Source organism: Microbulbifer agarilyticus (assembly GCF_019800665.1).
GTDB lineage: Bacteria > Pseudomonadota > Gammaproteobacteria > Pseudomonadales > Cellvibrionaceae > Microbulbifer > Microbulbifer agarilyticus_C.
In genome coordinates this window covers 1023843-1049684 of sequence record NZ_JAHVKO010000001.1, presented here as the reverse complement: position 1 = coordinate 1049684, position 25842 = coordinate 1023843, and the positions used below count along the sequence as shown (strand labels likewise).

Sequence of the window (25842 nt, the reverse complement as noted above, 5' to 3'; positions counted from 1 at the left end):
GAATATTGGTGTCGAATATGCCGCATCATGTTGTGCAGCGTGGGCACAACATGATGCGGTGTTTCTTGCGGATGAGGATTATCAGTATTACCGGGACAACTTGTTCGAACGGAAGGATAAGTTGGGGTCAAGCTGTATGCCTGGTGTTTGATGACTAACCATGTCCGCCTGCTGGTGGAGCCGGGGCGGGCGCACTGATACCGAGCGGGCGGCAGCGTATAAAGAATTTTTGAAAGCTGGATAGTTATCTGATAAGCGCGCTTTCTTGGGCGAGGCCTGGTCTCGCAACCAACTGACTGGCAACAGCCGATTTGTGGGTGAGATCGAGCGCAGAGTAGGGCTCCGAGTGGAGCATCGCCGGCCCGGAAGGCCGCGAATGGAAATAGATTGACGTCGGGCCGCTACGGCCGCTTGACGAAAAAATAATTAAACGAAAGCATTACGACCATTAGGAATAGGAATCATGTTGCAGCGTTGGGGGATTCTGGCGGCGTTTTGGGTCTGCACACTGGGTGTGCCGGCTGTCGCCACTGCTCAGGAAGAAGCGCTTTGTGCCGAGGTGCGCATTGAAATTCTGCAGGAGCTGACATTGGAGCGTCAGGGCTTTGAAGCCATCATGCGCATTACCAATAGTCTGGATACCTATTCCATTGAGAATATTACCATCTCGGTTGACTTTGCCGATGTCGATGGCAATACAGTGACGGCTACTTCAGATACCTCTGCCAGCGATGCCGCCTTCTTTATTCGTATTGACGATACCCAGAATGTGAATTCATTGGTTACTGCCGATAACGGCGCGGTAACCGATGCTGTCATCAATGCCGGTAATGTGGGTGAATTCCGCTGGCTGATCGTCCCCACGGCCAACGCCGCCGGTGAGACCGATAACGGCGAGCTGTTCTTCGTTGGTGCCACGCTTTCCTATAGCTACGGCGGCAAGGAAGAAGTGGTGGAAGTGGCCCCAGATTCCATTGTGGTGAAACCCCAACCGCTGTTGACCCTGGACTACTTCCTCACCGAAGAAGTGATTGGTGATGATGCCTTTACCCTCGAAGTAGAACCCCCCGAGCCCTATACCTTGGGTGTGCGCATTGATAACAGCGGTTTTGGCTCTGCCAACAAAGTAAAAATTGAATCGGCGCAGCCCCGCATCGTCGATAACGAGCTGGGCCTGGCCATTGATTTCACCATCACCAGCAGTTTCGTTGAAAACGAGGCAACCCAACCCAGCCTGCTGATCGACTTCGGCGAGATTGCCCCGCAGGGCATGAAAGCCGGCCGCTGGATTATGGAATCCACCCTGTCTGGCAAATTTACCTCCTTCAACGCCAGCTTTACCCACGCGGATGAACTGGGCGGTGAGCTCACCTCATTGATTGACGCCACCAACGCCCACCTGTTGGTACGTGATGTTCTGGTGGACTTGGCTGGCCGCGACGCTGTGCCCGATTTCCTCGCCTATGGCGCCGACGACAATTACTACGTTTATGAAAGCCAGGCCACCGGTGCCGACCTCGCGCTGTGTAAAAGCTGCGCCCAGGTCGCAGCGCTGAACTACAGCTTGGGTAGTGAAAGTGCTGGTACCCGCAGCCTGAGCGGTGCCGCAGAATCTGGTTTTGGTTTGGTCAAAGTCGCGGACCCTTATGCCGGCACCAAGGTGCTGCACCACGTCGTGCGAGGTGATGGCAAGCCCCTGAACGCAGCAAACTACTGGATCTCCAAAGAGCGTGCGGAAAATAAGGTCGACTTCAATTACTTTATCAACGTATTCGATTTCGCCAGTACCGGAAGCTACTCGCTTTCTTTTGTGGATGTGAGCGAGGTGCCGCAAGCACCGGTGATTCAAGCCATCCTCGACCGCAGTGGCCACGAGGGCAGCCAGATCGGCTTCTTGGTGCAATCCTCAGACCCCAACGGCACCGTGCCCCAGCTGAGCGCAACCAGCCTACCGGCGGGTGCTATTTTCACCGACGGCGGTGACGGTACCGGCATTTTCCGTTGGGAACCGGCCATCGGCCAGGCGGGCAATTATGTAGTGGCCTTTGAGGCCACCGATGGCGCGCTTTCCAGCCAGCGCACCGTCAACATCGCCGTCAACCCGGCGGATGACACAGACGGTGACGGCCTCAACGATGCCTGGGAAATGGAACACTTCGGCAACCTCGACCGCGATGGCTCCGGCGATTACGACGAAGACGGCCGTACCGATGCCCAGGAAGAAGAAGTCGGCAGTGACCCCACCGTGCCAGAACTGGCCCCCGGTGCCCCGCAAATTGCCAGCCCCATGTTCGATGGTGAAATCCTCGACGGCGCTGCCACATTGCTGCCCACCCTGGTAGTCACCAACGGTGAGCACGCTGCGGAAATGTCGGTCGCGTACGAATTTGAGGTGTATGCCGATGCAGCCATGCTCGACCTGGTGGCACAGGCAACACAGGGCGAAGGCAGCGGCACCACCAGCTGGGCGGTAGCCAGTGGTGACCTGCTCTCCGGTAAGACCTTTGCCGATAATGCGTTGTATTTCTGGCGTGCGCGTGCCATTACCCAGGTAGAGGAGGGCAGTGGTGAAGTGCCTATCGCCTCTGAATGGCAGGCGAGCCGCTTCTTTATCAATACCAGCAACGACGCGCCGCTTGCGCCCGCACTTATTGCCCCAGCGGTAGATGCCATTGTTGCGGAGTTGCGCCCCACTCTGGTGGTGGCCCACGCGGTGGACCTCGACCGCGATACGCTCTCTTATGGCTTTGACCTGTTCCATGAGTCAGACTTGGAAAACCCCAGTGCGCAGGTAGTGGGCCTGTTGCCGGGCGGTAACTCCCAGACCCAGTGGCAGGTGCCCAACCCACTGCAGGAAGACAACGCCTACGTTTGGACTGCCTGGGTGGAAGACGCCCACGGCGCCCGCACCGAAAGCGCCGTTGGTACCTTCCTGGTAAGCACGCAAAACAATCAGCCCACCGCACCGGTGGTGATTGCCCCCAGCGGAACCATGCAGAGCTGGCTGCCGAACAACGGCGTCGCCTTGCGCATACGCAACGGGTCAGACCCGGAGCAACTGCCACTCAATTATTTCTTTGAGCTGGATACCGTGGCGAGTTTTGACGGTGCGGATAAGCGTGTTTCTGGCCCGGTTGCCGAAGCCAGTGAGGAAACCAGTTGGGTGAGCGAGGGCTTGCAGGAAGACACGGTGTACTACTGGCGCGCCAAAGCGAGCGATGGCGAAGTCGACAGCGACTGGGTGAGTGCAAGCTTTAGCGTAGATTCTGAAAATACCGCACCGCCGGTACCCACACTGCATAACCCCGGCGACAGCGCCGTGGTGGAAACCTTGCGCCCGCTGTTTGAAGTCAACCCGGTGGTGGACCCGGATGGCGATGCAGTGCAGTACCGTTTTGAGGTCTATTCCGATGCCGCGCTGACCTTACTGGTGGCGAGCCAATTCCAGTCTGCTACGCAATGGACCCCAAGCTTTGATTTCAATGACAACAGCCACTTCTACTGGCGTGCCCAGGCGGAAGATAGCAAGGGCATAACCAGTGACTGGAATACGCCCAATAGCTTTGCGGTTAACGAAAACGGTATCAATGATGCACCCACGATTTCCGTGGTGTTGCCAGATGCGGCCTTGACGGTATCGGAACCCGAGGTGTTGGTGCAGTGGGTGGATAGCGACCCCGATAGCAGTGCGACCGTGTCGATTTATTACCTGTACGAAGGCAGTGGCCGCACACTGGTTGTCGGTGATATTGCCGAAGATGCAGATGGCGCGGACGACCAGTACCTGTGGGACGTCTCGGGCCTGTTGCCAGGGAATTACAGTATTCAACTGGAAATTACCGACGGAAATACCACGGTAGTGGCTGATGGCTGTTGCACCATCACCGTGCCTTCCCAGACCAAGCGCATCTCCGCCACACCGCAGACCGACCTGTTAACGGATGAAGCGGGTACCGTTATTGCGGCCGTCAATGTGGTGTTGGACCAGCCGCTGCTGGCCGATACCAGCCTGACCCTGAACCTGGCAATTTCCGATAGCAGCGAAGTGCAGATTCTGGGCGAGAATTACCTGCAATTTACCGCGGACAATTGGGATATCCCACAAACCGTGCAGCTGCAGGGCGTTGATGATTGTGCGGTGGATGGAAACCGCCCGGTAAACCTGGTGTTCCAGCCTGCGCAGAGTGATGACCCCGCGTATAGCGGTTATATGCTCGACAGTATTGAGTTCCTCAATGTCGACAGCGAAGTGCCCGGCCAAACGTTGTTTATTTGCCAGTACAACCTCCAGCAACAGGTTGCTGTGGCCGGTGGCAGTGAAGTGGATTCGCATTTTTCCGTTGTGCTGGAAAACACGGGCGTAGGGTTGGAAACCGCTTCTGCGGAGCTGTCTCTGTTGCCGCCGGTGGACCTGAACTATTCGGCCACCATCGTGGGCGGTGGCAGCCAGAACTTTGTTGATATTCAGAGCAACGGCAGTGCGGTGGGTGATGTGTCACTGGTCATTCGCCACCCCGCTGCACAGGAAGTGGATTTTGCCAAATTTGCCTGGGCCATCCAGCCCGGTAATTCCCTCACTAATATTGAGGGGGATGCCGGCAACAATACCCTGCAGGGCGGCGCGGGTGCGGATACCATCGATGGCAAGTCGGGCAATGACACCATTCATGGTGGCGACGGCGATGATGTATTGATCGGCGGTGCTGGTGCCGACAACCTCTACGGTGAAGCGGGCAACGATACCTTTGTGATTGAAGGGAACGATGCTCACGCAGACCGCGTAGAAGGTGGCGAGGGCTTCGACCAGATACGCGGTGGCGCAGGTGATGATGCTATTCGCTTGAGTGTCTTCTCTGGCGCAGCCACGGTGGAACGAATCGATGGTGCCAGCGGTTTCAACGCTATTTACGGCACTAGCGCCAACAATACCCTGGACTTCTCCAATACCGAGTTGGTGAATATTCAGTTTATTGATGGTCTTGCGGGCAACGACACCATTTACGGTAGCTCGGCGGATGACAAGATTATCGGTAATAGCGGTAGTGACAATCTCTACGGTAACGCCGGTGACGATATCTTTGTTATTGAGGGCAACGATACTGGCTATGACCGTGTGGAAGGCGGTACCGGTTTTGACCAGGTGTTGGGTAGTGATGGTGACGACTGGTTCCGTTTCACGGTGTTTAGTGGTGATGCGCGCGTTGAAGCCATCGATGGCGGCACTGGTGAAAACCAGATCGTGGGCAGTACCGCGAATAACATTCTGGATTTCCGTGATATCAGCCTGATGAATATTGCGCGTATTGATGGTGCCGCAGGCAATGACACCATTTACGGTTCCAGTACCGCAGACGTCATCGTTGGTGGTGCCGGCAGCGACCGTCTTTACGGCGAAGATGGTGATGACCGCTTCCTGCTCACCGTGGGCGATACCGGGTACGACCGCTATGAGGGCGGCGAGGGCGATGATTGGCTCCTCGGCACGGTTACCGATGACATCATCCGTTTGAGTGTATTTAGTGGTGACGCCCGCGTTGAGGTAATCGACGGCGATGGCGGCATGAACCAGATTGTTGGTGGCACTGCCAACAATACATTCGACTTCTCCGAGACCCAGTTGGTATCCATTGACTTGATTGATGCGGGTGCAGGCAACGATACGGTGAAGGGTACGGAAACTGCGGACGTGATTTATGGCGGTATTGGTTCCGACCTGGTTTATGGCAATGGTGGGGCCGATATCTTCCATGTCACCCTTGGCGATACCGGCTTTGACCACTATCAGGGTGGGGAAGGTATTGACCGTTTGCTGGGTACCAATGCCGACGATGAGATTCGCCTGAGTGTGTTCAGCGGGAACGGCCGTGTTGAAATTGTGGACGGCGGTGCCGGTAGCAACCGGATTGTTGGCACTACGGGCAATAACACCTTCGACTTCAGCGAGACGCAACTGCTGAATATTGCTGAAATTGATACGGGTGTGGGCAATGACACGGTGTACGGCACGGAAGGTGCGGACCGTATTGTTGGCGGCCCGGGTTCCGACAAACTGTATGGTTACGGTGGTGACGACACTTTTGTCGTGACTGCCGGCGACACCGGGTTTGACCAATATATCGGTGGCGAAGGTTTCGATACCCTGTTGGGTGGCAACGAAGATAACGTGCTCAATTTGTCGGTATTCAGCGGTGATTCGCGGGTTGAGAAAATTGATGGTGGTACTGGCAGCAACATCATTCGCTCCAGTAGTGCGAACAACACCTTGGATTTCCGCGGTATTGCATTGCAAAACATCGCACTAATTGATGCCGCTGCCGGTAACGATACTATTTACGGATCGGAATTCGCCGATGTAATCGAAGCGGGTATCGGTAGTGATGTGGTATACGGTGAAGCAGGAGATGACCTGTTCAAGTTGACCGAAGGGGACACGGGTTCTGACAGCTATCGCGGTGGCGCAGGAACCGATACCTTGCAGGGTACCTTGGGCAATGATGTTTTCCGCTTTAGCACCTTTGCTGGTGAAGCATCAGTCGAGATTATCGACGGCAACGGTGGCGTTGACACCATTGAAGCGACAACCGCTAACAACACACTGGATTTCTCAGGTGCCCAGTTGATCGGTATTGCATCAATTGATGCCGGTGCTGGTAATGACACCGTTTACGGCACTGCGGCCGCAGACACCATTATCGGTGGGAGCGGCAGTGATTACCTGGATGGCGGCGACGGCGATGATACCTTCCTGATTAGTGCAGGCGACAGCGGGAGCGATCGCTACAGTGGAGGTAGCGGGTTTGACCAGCTGTTGGGTACTGATACCGACGACGAGATCATTCTGAGTGTGTTCAGTGGTGCGGCCACCGTTGAGCGTATTGACGGAAAACTCGGGGTGAACCGGGTCCTTGCCGATAGTGCAAACAACACCCTGGATTTCACGGCGACTGAGCTATTGAACATCAGCGCGATAGACGCAGCAGCCGGCAATGACACGGTTATTGGCAGCGCGGCGGATGATGTGATCATTGGTGGCTTGGGTAGCGATATCCTCAATGGCAACACCGGTAATGACACCTTCCTGCTGACCGCCGGTGATACTGGGTTTGATCGTTACGAGGGTGGAGACGGTGTCGATACCCTGCTGGGCTCGGGCGGTGACGACACGATTCGACTGTCCATTTTCTCTGCCAACGCGACCGTGGAAACCATTGATGGCAACGGCGGTAGCGACACAATTCTTGGCTCCTCGGCGAACAACACGTTTGATTTCCGCGACACTTCACTGGTGGGAATTGGCTTGATCGCTACTGAGTCCGGGAATGATACCGTGTACGGTTCGACGCTCGCCGACGTGATCGAAGGTGGGTTGGGCAGCGATAACCTCTACGGTGAAGGTGGTGACGATATCTTCCGGGTGACCCCGGGCGATACTGGCTATGACCGCTACTCGGGCGGTGATGGCTTGGACGAAGTTCACGGTACCAACGGTGACGACCTGATTCGCCTGGCAGCCTATTCAGCGTTAAGCACGGTAGAGCGCATTAACGGCCAGGGTGGCTTGGACATTATTCAGGGCACCACCGGAAACAATACGTTGGACTTCTCTACCACTGAGCTAATCGGTATTGCGGAGATTGATGCGGCCAAAGGCAACGATACGGTCTTGGGTTCTGCATCGGGTGACACCATTCGTGGCGGCGAAGGCTCGGACACGCTTTACGGTAATGCCGGCGCGGACGTATATCTCTTCGCCCGTGGTGATGGGGTGGATTCCATCAGGGATTCCGGTTCCAGTGACAATGATGTGATCTATTTCGAGGGCGCTATTGCACCAGAGGATGTCTGGGTCGTGAAAAATGGCCTCAACCTGGATATCTACCTGCTCGCCGGCTCCGAGAAGATCCAGGTCGTAAACTGGCAGGCATTGGATAACCGTATTGAGAGCATTGCGTTGGAGTCTGGCATGTCGCTGGCGTTCGACCGGGTTGCGGCCCTTGCGGACACCATGACGGCAATTGGTACTCCAGCTGGGGGCGTGATCTCACTGGATTCCGAGCAGCAAGCCGCGGTTGCTGAAGCTATCCAGTTAGCGTGGCAATAAATGCATTGGGCCTAAAAGTAATCATGTCAGATTGCTTTTAGGCCCATCCAGTCATTTCTTAATTTTAAGACTATTAGTTTCACGGATTTCCGTGGAAATCTGCGCGTTTTTTCCTTGGTCTGCAACTGGTTGATAAGTGGTCAGCAGGACTTCTGCTTGTTAGGGTATATCTGGCGGAACTTTCCACGTTTGATAGCCTGGAGGCTAGCTATGACGAGGCTTTCAGGCGGCTGGCTCAACGTGGCCATTCCGAACATTTCCCAAAAAGCCCGCTTTGTGCGGGCTTTTTTGTGCCTGAAATTTGGGCACCATCTTTAGCTATAAATAGAGCTCAGTAGAATGGTGATATTCTTGGGTGTTCTCCACCCGTAGAGTGCTCCCGATATGGCCCTGCAAGACCACCCAATGTGGCGAAAGCCACAGCACCACCATGATATCGAAGATGCGCATGACCATGTCCATTGGGCCGAGCTCTTCTACGACTTGGTTCATGTCGTCTCTATTTTTCTGCTGGGGAATTACCTTTCGCAACACCTTAATTTTGATGGGTTCCTGGTGTTTTGCGGTGTGTTTATCGTGCTTTGGTATGCGTGGGGCGAGCTGAGCATATTCAATTCGATTTACGTAAGTACCGACCTTTGGCATCGCATCACCATGTCCATCATGATCTGCACGGTGATGTTTATGGCGGCGGCAATACCTTCGATTGATGGGGGAGGTTGGGCATATTTCGCCCTGGGGTTTGCGGTTAATAGGGCGCTTCTCGCTTTTCTTTATTTTCGTGCACGGCGTAACAACGCTACTGCGCAGTGCATGTGCAGTGAACAGATTAGGAACTTTTCTCTGTTCGCGATCATATTTGCGATCACGGCCTTCCTGCCAAAGCCCTATGCGTTCTGGGTATTTGCACTCGCAATGGTGTCGACGCAGGCCCTGTACATGATTCCCCGCGTATCGGTACTGCGCTACGAGCGCTTTGCCCCGAGACTCGGGCATATGGCCGAACGATTCGGGCTGCTGACGCTGATCGTTCTGGGTGAAGGTTTCTTCAAGTTGGTGGTCACCCTCGCGCAGAAGGGGATAGATAAGGTTCCTCTCGATATTCTGGTGAATTTCGTGATTGGTGGAATCTCGATCTTCGTTATGTGTTGGATCTACTTCGACTTTGTGGGGAATGGCAAAGCCAGAGACAGTAAGTTAGCCACGTTGGTGAAATGGTGGCTGGCACATTTGGTTTTGATGATTTGCGGCGTGATGGTTGGTGTGGCTCTTGCCGCGGAAGTGAAGGTTGATTTTTGGGAGCCCTACCCAACGAAATATGCTGCGATCGGTTGTTTCGGTCTTGCCGGTTACATTGCCATGCTCTGGGTTCTGCAAAACGTGATTGAGCACCGTGTGGCAAATGATTTCGGCCGAGCGGATGTGCGCGTATTCGGTATCGTCGTGGCAATTGGCTGCTTTTTTGTTGTCCCGCACGTGCCGTCAATTGTAGGAAACCTTATATGGGGCACGGCATTGCTTTCGCAGATCGTTATCCCTTTGCTGCGCGGGTGGAACAAGTTCCGTAAAGAGTGACGGATATATCCGCTGCAATGCGCTTCTACCGATTACACTCAGGTGCAGCAACTATGCGGTCTGTGATGTGTATCGAGGCGACAGGCCCCACTAAAATCAGCCTGGGAGCAAAAGATTGTGACGACGGTAAAAGCCTACGCGGCCAAACAACCGAAGGGGCCGTTTGAACCTTTTGAATATGAGCTTGGCGATATCGCACCGGATGAGGTTGATATTGCGGTAGAGTCCTGTGGGATTTGCCATAGCGACCTGAGCATGCTCGATGACGAGTGGGGGATGGCGCAATACCCACTGGTGCCGGGGCATGAAGTGATCGGCAAGGTTTCTGCTATTGGCGATCATGTTACCCACGTGGCTGTTGGCGACCGGGTGGGCCTTGGCTGGCATGCGGGTTACTGCATGATATGCGACCAGTGCATGGGTGGTGATCACAACCTCTGTCCGGACGCGCAGGCGACTATCGCGGGGCGGCATGGGGGCTTTGCAGATACCGTGCGGGCCAAGGGCGCCAGTGTGGTGAAGATCCCCGAGGGATTGGAACCTGCTGAGGCCGGGCCGCTGTTATGTGGTGGCATTGCGGTATTTAACCCCTTGATGCAGCTGGACCTGAAACCCACGGCAAGCGTTGGGGTGATCGGTATTGGCGGGCTTGGGCACCTGGCGCTCAAATTTGCCAACGCCTGGGGCTGCCACGTCACCGCGCTAACCTCGGATTCAAAGCGGGATGAGGCGTTGCAAATGGGCGCCCACGATACGGTGAACTCCCGTGATGCCGATGCGATCGCTGCCGCTGCTGGTCGCTTCGACCTGGTGATTTCGACGGTCAATGTACAAATGGACTGGAACGCGATTCTGGCGACACTGAAGCCTCGTGGAGTCCTGCATATGCCTGGTGCCGTGACCGAGCCGCTGGGTATCAATGTGTTGCCGCACATGATGTTCAACCAGCTTTCCCTGTCGTCATCGCCGGTAGGTCCGCCCGTCGTCATTCGCAAAATGCTGGATTTTGCGGCGCGGCATAACGTGGCGCCGGTGAATGAGCATTTTCCAATGAGCAAAGTGAATGACGCATTTGAACACTTGCGCAGTGGCAAGGCGCGTTATCGAATTGTTCTGGACCGGGATTAGGGGGCGCAGTTACTTCCCGGCTAGTGCTTAAAGAGCCCGCTTTTGGCGGGCTCTTTGGTGTCTGAGGTTTAAGAGTGGGTGAAGTCCGCCTTGCGGTATATTTTGCTATTCCAAGCGGTACCGGCCATTTGAGTTCACGTAAATAACCAGCTCGGTTTCAGTATTGAGATGGTGACTATCTGTGTTGTTAGAACTGAAAAAGCTTCCCGGTGACAGTGCGGTTTTTTTATCGTCCTTATTCCAGTGGTGGATGGCTTTGCCTTTTACCACCACCGCTTTCAGCGCATGATCACTGGTGATTTTCCCCTGAAACCCCGCGGGCAATTTCACAAAGCTTCCATTTGCGGACTCGGGTTCCCCCCACAGGTAGGCAATTTCTGCGTTGTCTTTTTTCAGCCAGTTTGTATCTTCTGTGTCTAGCCAGACCAGGTTGCGCTGGTCCACGTTGATCGGACGCTCCCCATTATCAAATGCCTTTTCCGAGGGAAGCACCAGATAGGGGCCGCTGTCGATTTTCAGGTAGATAAGGTTTTCTTGACCGTCCGCCGCAGTGATATGGATTTCGCCGGCAGGTTGCGTCCAGAAGGAGCCAGTTGGTAGCCACATCTTTTCCGCCGAAGGGGCATCGTTGTGCATCCGCCCTTCGATCACGATGCCGCGATAACTGATGTTGTGAATATGCGGCGGAGACGAAAACCCTTTATTAAATTTCACCAGCATACCGGTCGGCATATCTTTGGTGCGATCTCCCCAAAGGTCGGCTGCTTTGGGACTCGCATCGCCGCGTGCCGGATTGAGTAAACCCCATTTAATGTTTTCTGTACTGATTACTGTGTGATCACTGGAAATAGATGGTGATGCGAATGTGCAGAGAGCCATTGCCAGTGCTACGAGTTTCAGTCGATCCATTTTCGTTTCCGGAGGAGGTGCGAATGCCCTCATTATGGATGTCTACAGCGGAGCAGCTCTAGGTTTTTCTTGCTTTTCGTTTGGTATTGTTGATTTTGGCGGCAAGCTGGAGTCAAGGTAGAAGATCAGGCTCACTTACTGACTAATTTACTGATGTGCGGCAGATTGGCGTTGTTCAGTTCACGGTAAGCACGTTGTGCTTCCCGGTCGCCGCAGAGGAAGCCTTTCAAGAGGTTGCAGATGGCCTGGCCTATGGACTCTCGCGCGCGATGCGATGTTGTTGGGGTGTCGATATAACCCCGCCCGCAGGTTTCATCTGCTGGTGTGCAAATGGCAAAGTGGTTGGCGTCGTTGAGTAATAGCAGTGTGTTGTTGCCAACATTCTGCGGCACGGCTTTTTCAAAGGTTTGCTCGATACGTGCGGTCGCGCTGGGAGTTGCATCACCGTAGTGGTGAGTGCTGTGGGCGATGCAGCCGTCCTGTTCACCCCCCATCAGCAGCAGTGGCAAGTTGGGCGGGAACGGTAACAGGGTTGCCTCTGGCCAGCCGAGGGCTGTGGAAACGCCGGTGTGGGCGCCATAGGTAAACACTGCGCGGAGCGATGGAAACCATTCCTGGTTGGCGTTAAGCAGTGCCAGGGTGCCGCCAGCACTGTGGCCGCCAAATGCCAGTCGTGTCAGGTCGAGTTTTCCTGCCAGCAAACTATCGCTGTTGAGCCGCTCCAGCATTTCCAGGATAGGTTGGGCCGCCTGGGCCGAAGGGGTGGTGCCGAACTTCTCTGGTGTGAGTGCTTCCAGGTCGATGCCCGGCGTTACCGCTCGCGAGCCGTAGCTGGCTTCTGAAACCAGTTGGTAGGTTACGGTCACGATCCCTAAGGGTGCCAGCGCTTCCGCCAGCCAGCGGTACCCGGCAGAATCCGTATTCATACCGTGGAACAGGATCAGCACCGGATAAGGCGCGAAGCTTTCGTCCGCCGGGATCAGGCCGGTATCCTGTTCGTTTGCTGAGCCGCTATATTGAGCCGGGTAGTAAATTCGGGCGATACCCGTATCGTAGGGAGGCTTCAAAGACTCGATTTTGAACGCATCGAAAATGCAGCGAGTCATATACATGGAAGGCAGCCTCAAAAAATCTAGATTCGAGATTAGCTGGCCACTTTGTTGTGGGGATTGATTTTTGTCAATTCGCGGGAACCTGAGTTGGGGTATCCATGATCTGAACTTGCCGCGGGCACGTACTCTGCGAGCAATCCTGATCTAAACCTTTATTGAAGGTAAACAGCGTGAAAGCACCTCTTTTTCTGATGTTTGTTGGCCTCGTTTATGGAGCCTCTATCGACGCGTATGCGAAAGAGGGTGGCACCTATCCCCTGGTAACCGATGACGCTTTCTGTGCGCGGGTGCAGCAGTTTATCGCCGGTACAGACCTGGCCGTAGAGAATGTCCTGTATGGGGAGGGCAGTTACTGGACGACCTTTAAGAAATCCAAACCACTGGCGCAGCCGCTGACGACGCATCAGTACGCGGGCTATCAGCTCGCCAACGGTGAATCCGCAGACTTCCCGGTTTCGATTGCCTGCAAGATGAAAACGGCCGAGCGCATTCTCACGGCGCAGCCTGCTAGCGAAAACTTCACTATTGCGGAAGAAGATCGCGCGTGTCACGACTGGCAGGCGCAAATGCTGGACGATGTTTATCAGGTACTGGCAGAGCGGGGTGAGGCGATTGCAGTGCCGCGGGAGCGGATTGCGGCGGACGATGAGGAGAGTGTGTCGATCGGCCCGTTTTGGTTGCGTCCTGAAATTTATCAGGTGGCCTACAGTGAGGGGGATACCTTAAAGCTGCGCATCAAGGGTTTGCACGTGGAGTACCGACGTTTTATGCCGGTTCCCGACAGCTTTATGGGCACACATTATTGCACCATGATCGCGCCTGAATATCTGGTTAAGCTGGTTCAGGGAGAAGTGGAAGCACCGGCGCTGCAGGAGTAGCGCCGGTTCAACATCGCGGTGGGGCTCGTTAGCGTGGAGGTGCTCAGGCTGGGGTTTCCACCGCGGGTTTGCTGGCTTCGGTTTTGCCGTCCTGAGCGGCGAAATAGTCGAGCTCAGCAAGCTCGTAATGGGTCTGCATATACCCGCCCACCTCTGCACGTAGCAGAATATAGTCGTCGTCTGCCGTGACCCAAACGTTGTACGGCGGGTGCTCTTCGGGCAGGTCGGCTGCGGTATCGGTCACCTGAAAATGCCGCGCGTGAAAAGTACCTGCCTCGACAGTGATTTCTGTTTCCCCCACATACACCAACGAGAACCCCATCTTGAACAGCATTGGGCCGGTTGCACCGCGATGATCTGGCGATGACAACATCATGTTTGGGAAGTGTTGCTTGCCGGGCCCCTGGGACAGGTCGTAAAGGCGCATCAGCAGGCCGTCGCCGGCAATCGGGTGGCACTGCATCCACTGTACGGGGGCCTCTAGCTCCATGCGCTGGGTGATGCGTCCATCGCGCTGGTTGAAGGTTTCGCACTCCGCCAGTTTATCGGTGAAGCGGAACCATCCGGTGCCCTCAAATTTGTCACCAACGGTCAGCCGCACCGAGCAATCGAGCGGGGCAGAGTCGCTGTGGCGGAGTGCCTGCACGATATCGCGGGTAACGCTGGGCGCGTCGTCGATTTCACAGTGCGCTTGCAGCACATCCGTGCCATCGGCCTGCTGGGTGATGCTGAAGTACTCGCGGCCGCGTTCTTCACCAAAGCGCTCGGGCTTGTGGCTGGTGTAGCGAATACGTCCTCGGATGCTGCGGTAGGGCATGAGCTTCTCTTGTTACTTATTTTTGATGTTGTGCTTCAGTGCTGGTGGGTCAGCGTTCTATCAACTCAATTCTTTCACCGTCATATCCATACACAGTACAGCTTCGGTGCCCGTTGTACGGTGCCTGCCGGTGCTGGTATGTGGTGAACTGTTGCGGAATTTGGTCGATGTAAAAAGTCACCATTGCGATACCGCCACCCAGCGTCTGCGTGCTTTTGATGGGAGTAGTGAGCTGTTCCAGCTGATCAATTTCGATCAGGCTGCTGTCCGCCAGTTGCAGGGTGGCAAGTGGGTGTTGGCTTTCCATCGGCAGCCCGCGTAGCTGGTTGATGACCGTTACGCGTGTATCGAACGAAAGGCCACTGTGCTCGGCAAGAGATTCGTAGCCGGCCAGTGACTCGGACCGGTTGCTGCTGGCCAGTACCGGAATAAAGAGATGGTCGACGGCGCAGCTGGCGGTTGGCAGCTGGAAGGGCGGTACCTCACCAGAGATTTGCGTGAGATACAGCAGTTCCCCGTTTGCTCCCTGGACCTGTACCGCACGGATCTTATCGCTCAGTTCCAGGTTCGCGACCGGACGCAACTGCTCAAAGGAAGATCCTTCCAAGGTTTCTGCCAGACTGTCCACGTCCTCTACAAGTATCTCCATCGCCATCCAGCCAGCGCGTTGCAGGGGCTTGGCTGGCTCTGCGCCTGCATCGTCGACGATACGCAGCCACGCACGGCCGTTAGCATTTCCAAGTACCCAGTAGGTCGCTCCCGCGAGTCCCGCGCACTGCCACTGCTCGGCCATGGACTCAGTGAGCGTATCGCTCGCTAGCACATGGCAGTGCAGGTGGCTGCAATAGTCGTCGACCAGGCGCGCCGCGTCACTGCTCGCGAGGGTGGCCAGGCTGCATGGGCCCAATGTTGGCGTGGAGGTGGTGTCAGTCATTAGCGCAAATCACTATTCTCAAAGTCCTAATGTTATAATAATATATCAAATACGGAGAGAAAAGATCTTATCTGACCCGAGGGTACAGGAGGGTAGGGGCAATGACGACACCGGGGGCGATTTCGGGGGCGACCACGCTATTTGACAAGTTGTGGTCGGAGCACGCCGTGTGCGAGCTCGACAATGGGGAGACGTTGCTCTATCTGGATCGGGTTTTCCTGCACGAGCGCACCGGCTCCATTGCGTTGCAAAGCCTGCACGCGGCCGGTTATGGCGTGCGTGATGCGCGCAAAGTGTTTTGCACCATGGACCATATCGTCGATACCTTTCCCGGGCGCGGCGATGCAACGCTGATGCCCTCGGGGACAGACTTTATTACCGCAACTCGCAACGAGACGCGTGCCGCGAACATTCGTTTATTTGATGTCGATGATCCCAATCAGGGAATTGTACATGTCATTTCCCCAGAGCAGGGGTTGGTTCTACCGGGGCTGACACTGGTTTGTCCAGACAGCCACACCTGCACCCAGGGCGCGATTGGTGCTTTGGCCTGGGGGATAGGGTCCAGCGAAGCCGAGCATGCGATGGCGACGGGCACCTTGCGTGTGCGCAAGCCAAAAAATATGCGCGTGGTCATTGATGGCGCACTGCAGGCTGGTGTGACCGCGAAGGACTTGGTCCTGAACCTGATTGCACGCTTCGGTGCAAATGGAGGGGCGGGTTACGCCGTGGAGTTTGCCGGTTCCACCGTGCGGGATTTGGAAGTGGAGGCCCGCTTCACCCTGTGCAACATGGCGGTCGAGTTTTCTGCGTTTACTGCGGTGATCGCGCCTGACGAAAAAGTCGAGGCGTACTTCCACGGGCGTGACTTCGCCCCCAAGGGTGAACACTGGCGGGATGCCGTCGAACACTGGCGCTCTCTGCACAGTGATGAAGCCGCGCGCTTCGACCGTGAACTGCATGTGGATGCGTCCACCATTCAGCCGGCAGTGACCTGGGGTACCAGTCCGGAACAGGTTGTGAGCATCGGCGAATCGATTCCCTATCCGGATACCTTTGCGGAAGATCACCGGCGTGAATCCGCGCAGCGGGCTCTCGCATATCAAGATTTAGCACCAGGCAAACATATTGCCGACATCTCGGTTGATGCCGCTTTTATCGGTTCCTGCACTAACAGCCGCCTAAGTGATCTGCAGGCCGCTGCCGCCGTGGTTAAGGGGCGGAGCATTGCGCCCGGTGTGCGCGGTGTCGTTGTGCCCGGCTCTCGCCGGGTCAAAAAGGCCGCCGAACAAGAAGGGCTGGATCAGATCTTTACCGATGCAGGGTTTGAATGGCGGGACTCTGGTTGCTCCATGTGTTTTTACGCCGGCGGAGAAACCTTTGGCGCGCACCAGCGCGTGATTTCTACAACCAACCGAAATTTTGAGGGGCGTCAGGGGCCGAATACCCGCACACATCTGGCAAGCCCTGCAACCGTCGCCGCATCGGCCATTGCCGGGTCATTTATCTCGGCAGAAATGCTGGCAGAGAGTGAGTCACTGGCATCATGAAAGCATTTACGGTTCACACAGGTGTCGCCGCGCCATTGTTGCGACGGAATATCGACACCGACGCCATTATCCCATCGCGGGAAATGAAACGCGTATCCAAGCAGGGACTGGGTGAAGGTTTGTTCGCCGGCTGGCGCTACACCTTGCCCGGCGGCCGCGAGCAAAATCCATCATTCGTTCTCAACCGACCCGAGTATCGCAATACATCGATCTTGCTGAGCGGTGACAATTTTGGTTGTGGGTCCTCGCGCGAACATGCGGTTTGGGCACTGGCGGAGTACGGCATTCGCGCGGTGATCGCCAGTGGATTCGGGGCCATCTTTCACACCAACTGCATCCGCAACGGCATTTTACCGGTGTGCCTCGAGGAAGAGGTTATCCGAGATCTCGCCGAGCGGGTGCAGGAAGATCCGCAAAATAATCTGGTGGAAATTGACCTTAATCGTTGCCGCATTGTGTGTGGTGACAGCGAACTTGAATTCGCGCTGGAAGAGGGGGCGCGTCACATGCTGTTGAATGGCCTCGACCCCATCGCGCTTACCCTGCAGCAGCGGAAGCTGATCGATCAGTTTGAAAATACGCGTCGCAAAAAGCACGCCTGGGCATTTGCCCCCTTTGAAGATTGTGTGGAAGGAGTATTGCCGTGAATCAACCCATGACTCTGTTGGAGCAGCTGGTATCGCTGCTGGATCGGGAAATCGACGATGCGACCTTGGAACGTGCACAACTGCATTTGCTGGACTGGCTTGGTTGCAGTGTGTACGGCGCGCGCAGCGAGCTGGCAGGGAAGCTCCAGGGCTATCTCGCAGAGTGGGGCGCTTCCGGCAAAAACTGGAATTTGAACGGTAGTGACAGTTGCTGGCAAGACGCGGTGCAGTTTCACGGTGCACTTGGCAGTGTGTCCGAGATGGATGACCTGCACCGTACATCAACCCTGCACCCCGGGCCGGTAATTATTCCTGCCGCGTTGGCAGTTGCCGAAATGGTGGAAGCGAGCCCCCGTGCGCTGCTGTCATCCATTGTGGTCGGCTATGAAGTGATGATCCGTATTGGTCGGGCACTCGGGCGCGATCACTATGCGCTTTACCACAGCACCTCTACCTGTGGCAGTTTCGGGGCAGCTGCTGCTGCCGCACATCTGTTGGAGCTTAATCACGAACAAACCGTGTGGGCCCTTGCCAACGCGGGGAGTCGTACCGGTGGCTTTTGGCAAATGCGCCATGAGGCGGTAGAGACCAAGCATCTGCACAACGCCGGCGCAGCGCATGCCGGTGTACAGGCTGCGCTACTCGCTTCCAGTGAACTACGTGGGCCGGCCAGTCTGCTCGAAGGGACTCAGGGGTTCTTCGCCGCAACCTCCTCGCAGGCGATGCCGCTGGCAGTTATTGATCAGGCATCAGAGGCATGGCTGCTGTTTCAGTGCAGCTTCAAACCGTGGCCGGCTTGCCGCCACACCCACCCGACGATCGATGCCGTCCGAGCTCTGGGTGAGGTGTCAGCTGAAGACGTGCGCGAGTTGCATATCAGCACCTTCGGCGACGCGTTGATGTTTTGCGACCGCAAACACCCAGAATCATCGGCGCAGGCGCGCTTCAGCCTCCAGCACTGCGCTGCGGTGACAATACTGTTTGGCGCGCCGGCGATTGAGCACTTTGGTGAAGAAACTCTAGCTCGGCCTGATGTGGCGGAGCTGCGCGATAAAGTCACCCTGCACGTGACTGAGACACATCAGCGCGCATATCCCGCGCATTTTGGTGCGACGGTGCGAGTGGTTCTGCAAGATGGCAGCGAATGGGAAATGGCATCACCCGATGCCTGGGGAGACCCGGAATGGCCGCTCACTAGTGAAGATATTATCGATAAGGCTCGTACGTTGTTCGCTGCAGCTGGCGTCGGCACGGAAACCACGGAAGATGTTCTGGAAGTAGCGTTGAACCTGAGTGGACAGGACGACCTGAATTCTCTGTTTACGGCCCTGCGTGGATTGGGGGAGTCCCAGTGACCAGCTACGAGCAGCGGCTGGTGGAGCATGTTGCCGAGAGCCAGTTTGAAGATTTGGATGCTGCGGCAATAGAAGCCTGCAAGATATTTTTGCTGGACTCCATCGGTGTTGGCATTAGCGGCTCAAGAATTCCCTATGCGGCACAGTTGCTCGAAACCGCGAGGGGATGGGGCTGCGCAGACGAGGGTAAATCTGCGACGGTCTGGGGTACACGGGTTCGCCTGCCGGTCATGCATGCGGCGATGGTCAACGCCTATCAAATCCACTGTCAGGAATTCGACTGTGTCCATGAAGATGCGGTAGTGCATCCCATGGCAGTGATTCTCTCCGCACTGATGGCAGAGGCAGAAGCGCGTAATGCCGATGGGCGAGCGCTGTTGTTATCGTTGGCATTGGCGGTCGACGTGGCCACGGTACTCGGAATGAGCGCCGATAAACCCATGCGATTCTTCCGTCCGGGTACCGCCGGGTGCATTGGCGCAGCGGCGGGGATCGCGCGCTTGCGCGGCTACGACCGCGCGCAGATTCAGCAGGCGATGTCCATTGCCTACAGTCAGACCGGTGGCACCATGCAGGCGCATACCGAGGGTGTGGCTGTGTTGCCAATGCAAGTCGCGTTCAACGCGCGCAATGCGATTACCGCGGTGGACATGGCAGGTTTCGGCTTGATCGGACCGGCGAATTTTCTCAGTGGTGATTACGGCTACTTCTCCATTATGGAATCCGACGGCCACGCCCAGAGCGCCTTTGCAAAATTAGGGCGTGAATGGCAAATCGGCCGGGTAAGCCACAAACCGTTTCCCACGGGCCGCGCCGCACACGGAACGCTCGATGCGCTGATGCAACTGCGTAGTGAGCATGGCTTTGCCGCAGATGATATTGAGTCTGTCCAGATAGAAGCACCGCCGTTGGTGCGACGCCTGGTGGATCGCCCGGCGCAGCCCGACATGAGCGTGAATTACGCCCGCTTGTGTATCGGTTATGTAGCCGCAACTTTGTTGCTGACCGGCGATGTCGGCGTGCAGGCATTTGATCGCGATGCGCTGGCAGATCCAGCGCGTCTGGCACTGGCACAACGTGTACGCATGTGCGCGTCCGCCAGTGAGGACCCAAATGCGCTGGCGCCGCAGACAGTAATCGTTCGTTTGAAAGATGGCACTGAATACCGGCGGGAGATGGCCAGCATCCTCGGCCACCCGGACAGTCCCTTGAGTCGCAAGCGACAGCAGGAAAAGTTTGTTAACTGCCTGGCGTCTGCACGTAATTCCATGGACACAGATCAGGCCGGACAAATCCTCGCGAAGATAGCGCGGCTGGATCAGCTGCAATCTATTACCCAATTGACCGGGCTGCTGACGCCCGAGCGGCAGTCTGTTTCTGTAACCAATTAAAGCCAGTAACCAGTAAAAGCCAGTAACTAGTAAAAGAGAGTGCAAACCAGTTATGCCTTACCCAAGCTATTTTGAAAGCTTTGATGTCCAGCAGGCGCTTGCGGATTACCCACTGGGGGATGCCTTTCTAGAGCGTTATCAGGGAATGTCGCGTGAAGAACTACGTGAGCTGCAGAACCAGCGCTTTCTCAAATTGATGGCGCGCGGCTGGGAAATTCCGTTTTACCAGCGCCTGTGGGGCGATGCGGGTATTAAACGAGAGGATATTCAGAGCCTCGACGATATTGAAAAGCTGCCGGTCTTTTCCAAGTCCGACATTATGCAAAGCGTCGAAAAATTTCCGCCGATCGGCGATTTCAGCGGGCTCGAAGGGCTGGCCCCGGAGGAGCGCCCGCCTGTGGTTTTCCATACCACCAGCGGCACCACCGGCAGACCTCAGCCAATTATTTTCGGACCGCGCGGGCGCGAGATCCAGGCCATGCTGGTGGCGCGCTCCTACCGCTTTATGGGGCTGAAGCCCGGCGCTACTGTGCAGTCCACCTATGGGCACGGCATGATTAACGGCGGCCACTATATCCGTGAAGCGGTAACCCGTTATACCAATGCACTGTTTCTTTCCTCCGGTACCGGCCTCGAGACACGCTCTGCCCAGCAGGTGCAATTGATGCAGGACTTTGGCGTCAATGTACTGGTGGGGTTTGCGGATTACATAAAAAAACTCGCCAGTGTGGCGGAAGAGCAGGGGATTCAGCCGGGCAAAGATATACCCGTGGATATGATTATCGGACACCTCGGGCAGGAGACACGTGCGGCGCTGAGCGAAGCTTGGGGCGGTGCGAAACTGTACGACTGGTATGGCGTTGCCGATACCGGCTGTGTCGCCGCCGAAGGGCCAGACCAAGATGGTCTTTACGTGTGGGAAGACGCCCAGTACCTGGAGCTGCTGGACGTGGATAGCGATAAGCCCGTAACACCGGGTGACACCGGCAACATGGTAGTGACCTGCCTGTATAAGGACGATATCTATCCGGTGATCCGCTTCAATACCTGCGATATCACCTCGGAAATTGTTGGTGAAAATCCGTTCCAGATGCCGTTCCGCCGTATCCGCGGATTCCTCGGGCGCTCCGACAACATGGTCAAGCTGCGCGGCATCAACGTCTATCCGCACGGTATCGGCGGCATGCTGGCAGAGCTGTCGAGCTTTACCGGTGAATACGTCTGCATTGCCGAGCGCGATGATAGCGGGCGGGAAACGTTGACGGTGATGGTGGAAGTCTCCGACCCGGTCGCAGGGCACCCGGCAATTGCCGATCAGTGTGCTGCGTTGCTAAAGCTCAAGCTCGGCCTGGAAGTGGGCGTTGAGATAGTGTCCGCGGGAGAAACCGCGCGCTGGACCGAGATTGACCGCCGGCAGAAGCCCCTACGTTTACTTGATCGCCGGTTTGGGTAACTCTGTGCGTATTCTTTTCTGGAAAAAAGCCATGTCTCGTAAGCAACATCGTGCGATCAGTGATGAAATTCTTGCCAAGGATGCAACCGCACTGGCGGCGTGTCTGCAGCGCGGTGATCTGAGTAGCCAGGCGCTCACCGCGCGCACGCTCGCGGCCATTGCCGACAGCCAGCAGGGCATCAATGCCTTCCTGCATATTGATCGCGAAGGCGCCATGAATGCCGCACGCGAGGCAGATGTGCGTAGGCGTATGGGTAAGCCCTTATCGATGTTTGACGGGCTGACCTGTGCGGTGAAAGACAATATCGATGTTGCCGGTATGCCCACCTCCAATGGTCTCGGTTATGGCGATACGGCACCGCTGGCACGGGAAGATGCCCCGGTAGTGGCGCGCCTGCGTGCGGCCGGTGTGATTATTCTCGGCAAGCTGAATATGCATGAGGTTGCGTTGGGTGCGACCAACGACAACCCGCACTGGGGCCGCTGTGAAAACCCGCTGCGGGCCGGCTATACGCCGGGTGGCTCCAGTGGCGGCTCGGGCGCGGCAGTAGCGGCAGGCCTGTGTGCCTTCGCCCTCGGTACCGACACCATGGGTTCGGTGCGTATCCCGGCGAGCTATTGCGGCGTCGCCGGTCTTAAACCCGGCCGGGAGAGCCTGACAACGGTAGGCGTTACCCGTTTGTGCCGGCAACTGGATACCGTGGGCCCGCTGGCGAGGTCGGCACGGGATCTGCGCGAACTGTGGCCAATCCTGAATGGCACCGCGAATAATCAGGTACCGCCAGCGCGCAGAACCGATTTAGGCAGTGTGCGCTGGGCGGTGCTGGAAGACTGCGCAGGGGTTGGCGTAGAGGAGGGGATCAGCGAAGCTTTTCGTGATCTGGCCAAACGCTTGCCGGGCGCCGGGCATGTGCCGTTAAACTTTTCCGCCATCGATTTTTCCGCGATTCGCCGTGCCGGGCTTTTGCTGTGCGAGGCGGAAGCGAACGTCACCTTTTCTGCCGAACGCCAGCGGCAGCCGCAATTGTTTTCTGAACAGCTGCGCGGGCTGATGCAGTGGGGGGCAGAGCGCTCTGCGCCGGAACTGGTGCAGGCCTCGGACAAGGTGCAGGCGGCCGGAGACTGGCTGCGACAGCAATTACAGAATGTCGATTTTCTGTTGACCCCCACTGCGCCGCAAACGGCGTTTCCATTTGAGCAGGCCGTGCCGGTCAACCAGGCGAACCTGACCAGCGTGGCAAATATGGCGGGGTTACCGGCAGTCAGTATCCCGCTCGGGGACTCCGCAGAAGGCTTGCCGTTTGGCCTGCAGGTAATCGGGGCCGCAGGGTCGGAGGCGGCGTTGCTGGCGATCTCCGTGGCGCTGCAGGAGTGGCTGGCAGAACATGATCTTGCGGTTACCGCATAACACTGCTGCGAAGCAGGAGAGAAAGCATGACAAGTGAAGTAACTGCACAACAAAGCGAGGGGAATACCACCGACACGCCGCGTGTTGAAATGCGGTTGGATGACGGACTGGCCCGCATCACACTGGTAAACCCAGACCAGCGTAATGCCATGACCGTGGCAATGTGGCAGCAGCTCGCCAGTGTGCTTGATCAAGTTGAGCAGAATGACCAGGTTCGCGCGGTATTGATCAGCGGTGCGGGATCCCGGGCCTTTTGTGCGGGTGCCAATATCGCCGAGCTGTCGCAGGCGATGTCAGATCCCGCGGTGATGCGCCAGCAGAATGCCCTGATCCAGGCAGTGCAGTTGAAGTTGCAGCGTCTGAGCCGGCCAACAATCGCGCTGGTTCGCGGTGCCTGTTATGGCGGTGGCTGTGGCCTGGCGTTGGCCTGTGACCTGCGTATTGCCGATACTGCGGCAACCTTTGCCATTACCCCGGCCAAGCTCGGCATCCTCTATAGCATTGAAGATACACGCCGCTTGGTGCGTGCGGTGGGCGACGGTAATGCGCGCGAGATGCTGCTTACCGGGTTGCCCGTGGACGCGGCCCGTGCGCTGCAGATAGGCCTGGTACAGCATGTAGCAGAAGGGGATGCGCTGGAGGATAAGGCGCGAGAGCTAGCGCGGGCGTTGATCGAGAATTCCCAGTATTCCGTGCGCTGGACCAAGGCTACTCTGGGTTTTCTTGCTGGAGGCTCTGGTGATGAGCCGGAGAAAGGCAAAGAAGGGGCCGATGCGCTTAAGCGTGCATTCGACGAGGCCTTTTCCGGAAACGATTTTGCGGAAGGTTGCGCCGCTTTTTTGGCTCGACGCAAAGCCGATTTTCGCTGGCCCCAGAAGTAAAAAGAGGAGTAATAAATGGAACAATAAAAGGAGTGTTAAAAGGAGTATTAAATACTCAGCTGTTAGCCAGCTCCTCGATAAGTTCATCCAGCTCGGTGGTCGCACTGACGGCTTCTTCACGCGCCTGCTGACGCGCACTTTTATCTTCATCGAATTGCTCCATTTCCTGCTGGATCACGCGCAAAATCCTGGCGATAAAATCCTGATGCCACAGGCCGCGGGCCTGCGCGGCATCGGAGTCCGGCGTGTACCCCTCAATGGACTCGCGACTAAGCAGGCCGCGCTCTTCGAGCAGGCGTTCCAAGGTGTCCATACGCTCGCGCGTCACCGCCAGCTCGCCGGCAATCGCCATCAGAATAGACAGCAGGCGATCGGTATCCGAATCCTTGAAATATGTCGGGCGCTTGCCGCGGGCTTTGTTGCCCGCCATGGTGATCGGATCTAGCGTCATGCCCTTACTCCGGATTTCCGTTGATATACATTTCGACTACTTACTCGCGATGTACGCGTGCCAGGCTGGTTTGCGGCCATAGTCTTCGGTGTCACTTTCTGCTTTTGCCGCACTCGGGAACAGCTCTTCATCAACCACCGCGTACAGCCCCAGCGTGGCAATATTTTCCCGCGCGAATCCAGCCTGTTCGATAGCCTCGAACAGGTCCATATCGTGCAGGGTGCCCCAGAAGGGCTCGTTGTTGTTGCGGGTATCCCAGTCGCGCATGAATTGCTCGTAGGGAGGCATGTCCGGAGTGAACTGCGGTTGCTCGATGTGCACCACTTTGCCGCCATCGGCCAGCAGTCGGTGGGTCTCCGCCAGAATGCGCGGTAGTGCGCGGCTGGAAGTCTCGTGCAGGAACATGCAGGTAATGATCAGATCAAAGCTACCGTCTTCCGCTTCGATCGCTTCAGCGTTTTCCTGACGGAACAAGATGTTGTTTACGCCGAGGGATTTGGCTCGTGCATTGGCATAGCGCAGCATCGGCGCGGCCACATCAATGGCGACGATTTCGGTATCCGGGAATGCCTGGGCCAGCGGCACAATGTTGTGTCCAACGGTACAGCCGATATCGAGAATACGCCGTGGGCGGAAACCTTTTTCTGCCTGTTCCCGCAGCCATTCCACCAGTGCCTGGCCGCCGCCATCGCTGTAGCGACCCAGCATGCCAGCAGTGGTCACGAAAATACCGCTGTCGTAGTTGGCTCCGGCTGCGATGTCATCTTCGCAATACTCGGTGTGATAACCGCCCGGCATACAGTGAATATCCACGGCGCTGATGTAGCGGGGTACTTTGACCTCAGGATTTAACTGCAGCGATTGGCTGTCTTTATTCAGGGTGCTGGCCTGATCAATTAAGGCCGGCAGCTGGCGGAACACCATAGCGCGGCTGTTTTGCTGGCGCATCTCCATGGTGTTGCGGCGCAACGAACTCCAGAATTGATACAGCGGTTCGCGCTTGAGTAGTTCACCCACTTCGCGTCGCGTGGTCGGTACCGCACCTTGCTCTACCCGATGATCATAGGCTTTGCGTACACCTGGCAGTACCTGCGAGGCGAGGTGAATATTCAGGTTCGTAAGAAAATTGAACCGGGCTACTTCATCGTGGTTTGCTTTCGGAAACACACCATGGCGCCCGACTGCGTTCCACGCCGGCGGTGCCTGTCGAGCTGCGTCGGCCATTGGGAACTCCGCAATTTGCGAGGATTTC

Annotated in this window: 17 protein-coding genes; 11 read left to right on the top strand and 6 right to left on the bottom strand. The window is 56.5% G+C overall.

Annotated features, from left to right (window positions below):
- Positions 1–463 precede the first annotated feature (463 nt).
- From KUV22_RS04330 to ahr, 3 genes are all read left to right on the top strand, one after another.
- Positions 464–8101 (top strand): beta strand repeat-containing protein, encoded by a 7638-nt coding sequence (locus KUV22_RS04330; protein WP_222228675.1) that lies wholly within the window; start codon positions 464–466, stop codon positions 8099–8101.
- A 384-nt stretch (positions 8102–8485) separates the two neighbouring features.
- Positions 8486–9676 (top strand): low temperature requirement protein A, encoded by a 1191-nt coding sequence (locus tag KUV22_RS04325; RefSeq protein WP_261319105.1) that lies wholly within the window; start codon positions 8486–8488, stop codon positions 9674–9676.
- 117 nt (positions 9677–9793) lie between these two features.
- Positions 9794–10804, top strand: a complete 1011-nt coding sequence (gene ahr / locus KUV22_RS17465) for an NADPH-dependent aldehyde reductase Ahr (RefSeq protein ID WP_222228673.1) — start codon at positions 9794–9796, stop codon at positions 10802–10804.
- Positions 10805–10909: 105 nt separating this feature from the next.
- On the opposite strand, the gene KUV22_RS04315 is transcribed toward ahr, so the two are convergent.
- Complete coding sequence (locus KUV22_RS04315; protein WP_261319104.1) at positions 10910–11713, bottom strand: DUF4437 domain-containing protein; 804 nt, start codon at positions 11711–11713, stop codon at positions 10910–10912.
- Positions 11714–11844: 131 nt separating this feature from the next.
- Positions 11845–12825, bottom strand: a complete 981-nt coding sequence (locus tag KUV22_RS04310) for a hypothetical protein (protein ID WP_222228671.1) — start codon at positions 12823–12825, stop codon at positions 11845–11847.
- 170 nt (positions 12826–12995) lie between these two features.
- On the opposite strand from KUV22_RS04310, the gene KUV22_RS04305 reads away from it, so the two are divergent.
- Positions 12996–13703 carry a hypothetical protein gene (locus tag KUV22_RS04305; RefSeq protein WP_222228669.1) on the top strand — a complete coding sequence of 236 codons (708 nt, stop codon included), beginning with the start codon at positions 12996–12998 and terminating at the stop codon, positions 13701–13703.
- A gap of 43 nt (positions 13704–13746) precedes the next feature.
- On the opposite strand, the gene KUV22_RS04300 is transcribed toward KUV22_RS04305, so the two are convergent.
- Positions 13747–14520, bottom strand: a complete 774-nt coding sequence (locus tag KUV22_RS04300; protein WP_222228667.1) for a DUF3108 domain-containing protein — start codon at positions 14518–14520, stop codon at positions 13747–13749.
- A gap of 49 nt (positions 14521–14569) precedes the next feature.
- The gene (locus KUV22_RS04295) at positions 14570–15454 is read right to left on the bottom strand and encodes a hypothetical protein (RefSeq protein ID WP_222228665.1); all 885 of its coding nucleotides are present in this window, start codon (positions 15452–15454) and stop codon (positions 14570–14572) included.
- A gap of 101 nt (positions 15455–15555) precedes the next feature.
- On the opposite strand from KUV22_RS04295, the gene leuC reads away from it, so the two are divergent.
- The 7 genes from leuC to KUV22_RS04260 are packed head-to-tail and all read left to right on the top strand — an operon-like array spanning position 15556 to position 24139.
- Positions 15556–17004 (top strand): 3-isopropylmalate dehydratase large subunit, encoded by a 1449-nt coding sequence (gene leuC, locus KUV22_RS04290; protein WP_222228663.1) that lies wholly within the window; start codon positions 15556–15558, stop codon positions 17002–17004.
- A complete protein-coding gene (leuD, locus tag KUV22_RS04285) occupies positions 17001–17651 on the top strand; it encodes a 3-isopropylmalate dehydratase small subunit (RefSeq protein ID WP_222228661.1) in 651 nt (216 codons plus the stop codon). Before leuC ends, leuD begins: the two co-directional genes overlap by 4 nt.
- On the top strand, positions 17648–19006 hold the full coding sequence (locus tag KUV22_RS04280) for an MmgE/PrpD family protein (protein ID WP_222228659.1): 1359 nt from the start codon (positions 17648–17650) through the stop codon (positions 19004–19006). The genes leuD and KUV22_RS04280 overlap by 4 nt, the downstream gene beginning before the upstream one ends.
- Positions 19003–20397, top strand: coding sequence for an MmgE/PrpD family protein (locus tag KUV22_RS04275; protein WP_222228658.1), 1395 nt, complete (start codon positions 19003–19005; stop codon positions 20395–20397). The genes KUV22_RS04280 and KUV22_RS04275 overlap by 4 nt, the downstream gene beginning before the upstream one ends.
- 52 nt (positions 20398–20449) lie before the next feature.
- A complete protein-coding gene (locus KUV22_RS04270) occupies positions 20450–21850 on the top strand; it encodes a phenylacetate--CoA ligase family protein (protein WP_222228657.1) in 1401 nt (466 codons plus the stop codon).
- Between the two features lie 31 nt (positions 21851–21881).
- Positions 21882–23258 carry an amidase gene (locus KUV22_RS04265; RefSeq protein WP_222228656.1) on the top strand — a complete coding sequence of 459 codons (1377 nt, stop codon included), beginning with the start codon at positions 21882–21884 and terminating at the stop codon, positions 23256–23258.
- Positions 23259–23284: 26 nt separating this feature from the next.
- Entirely contained in the window at positions 23285–24139 is an 855-nt protein-coding gene (locus KUV22_RS04260) for an enoyl-CoA hydratase/isomerase family protein (protein ID WP_222228654.1), read from the top strand.
- 55 nt (positions 24140–24194) lie between these two features.
- Here KUV22_RS04260 and KUV22_RS04255 read toward each other — a convergent pair whose 3' ends face one another.
- Together KUV22_RS04255 and KUV22_RS04250 are read right to left on the bottom strand one after the other, a co-directional pair.
- Entirely contained in the window at positions 24195–24590 is a 396-nt protein-coding gene (locus tag KUV22_RS04255) for a hypothetical protein (protein WP_222228652.1), read from the bottom strand.
- 36 nt (positions 24591–24626) lie between these two features.
- Positions 24627–25814, bottom strand: a complete 1188-nt coding sequence (locus KUV22_RS04250) for a class I SAM-dependent methyltransferase (RefSeq protein WP_222228650.1) — start codon at positions 25812–25814, stop codon at positions 24627–24629.
- Between the last annotated feature and the right edge of the window lie 28 nt (positions 25815–25842).

Bases quoted from the DNA above. Each gene is read 5' to 3' on its own strand.
- KUV22_RS04330 (WP_222228675.1), top strand. From the start codon at position 464: ATGTTGCAGCGTTGGGGGATTCTGGCGGCGTTTTGGGTCTGCACACTG.
- KUV22_RS04325 (WP_261319105.1), top strand. From the start codon at position 8,486: ATGGCCCTGCAAGACCACCCAATGTGGCGAAAGCCACAGCACCACCAT.
- KUV22_RS04315 (WP_261319104.1), bottom strand. From the start codon at position 11,713: ATGGATCGACTGAAACTCGTAGCACTGGCAATGGCTCTCTGCACATTC.
- KUV22_RS04310 (WP_222228671.1), bottom strand. From the start codon at position 12,825: ATGTATATGACTCGCTGCATTTTCGATGCGTTCAAAATCGAGTCTTTG.
- KUV22_RS04300 (WP_222228667.1), bottom strand. From the start codon at position 14,520: ATGCCCTACCGCAGCATCCGAGGACGTATTCGCTACACCAGCCACAAG.
- KUV22_RS04295 (WP_222228665.1), bottom strand. From the start codon at position 15,454: ATGACTGACACCACCTCCACGCCAACATTGGGCCCATGCAGCCTGGCC.
- leuC (WP_222228663.1), top strand. From the start codon at position 15,556: ATGACGACACCGGGGGCGATTTCGGGGGCGACCACGCTATTTGACAAG.
- leuD (WP_222228661.1), top strand. From the start codon at position 17,001: ATGAAAGCATTTACGGTTCACACAGGTGTCGCCGCGCCATTGTTGCGA.
- KUV22_RS04270 (WP_222228657.1), top strand. From the start codon at position 20,450: ATGCCTTACCCAAGCTATTTTGAAAGCTTTGATGTCCAGCAGGCGCTT.
- KUV22_RS04265 (WP_222228656.1), top strand. From the start codon at position 21,882: ATGTCTCGTAAGCAACATCGTGCGATCAGTGATGAAATTCTTGCCAAG.
- KUV22_RS04260 (WP_222228654.1), top strand. From the start codon at position 23,285: ATGACAAGTGAAGTAACTGCACAACAAAGCGAGGGGAATACCACCGAC.
- KUV22_RS04255 (WP_222228652.1), bottom strand. From the start codon at position 24,590: ATGACGCTAGATCCGATCACCATGGCGGGCAACAAAGCCCGCGGCAAG.
- KUV22_RS04250 (WP_222228650.1), bottom strand. From the start codon at position 25,814: ATGGCCGACGCAGCTCGACAGGCACCGCCGGCGTGGAACGCAGTCGGG.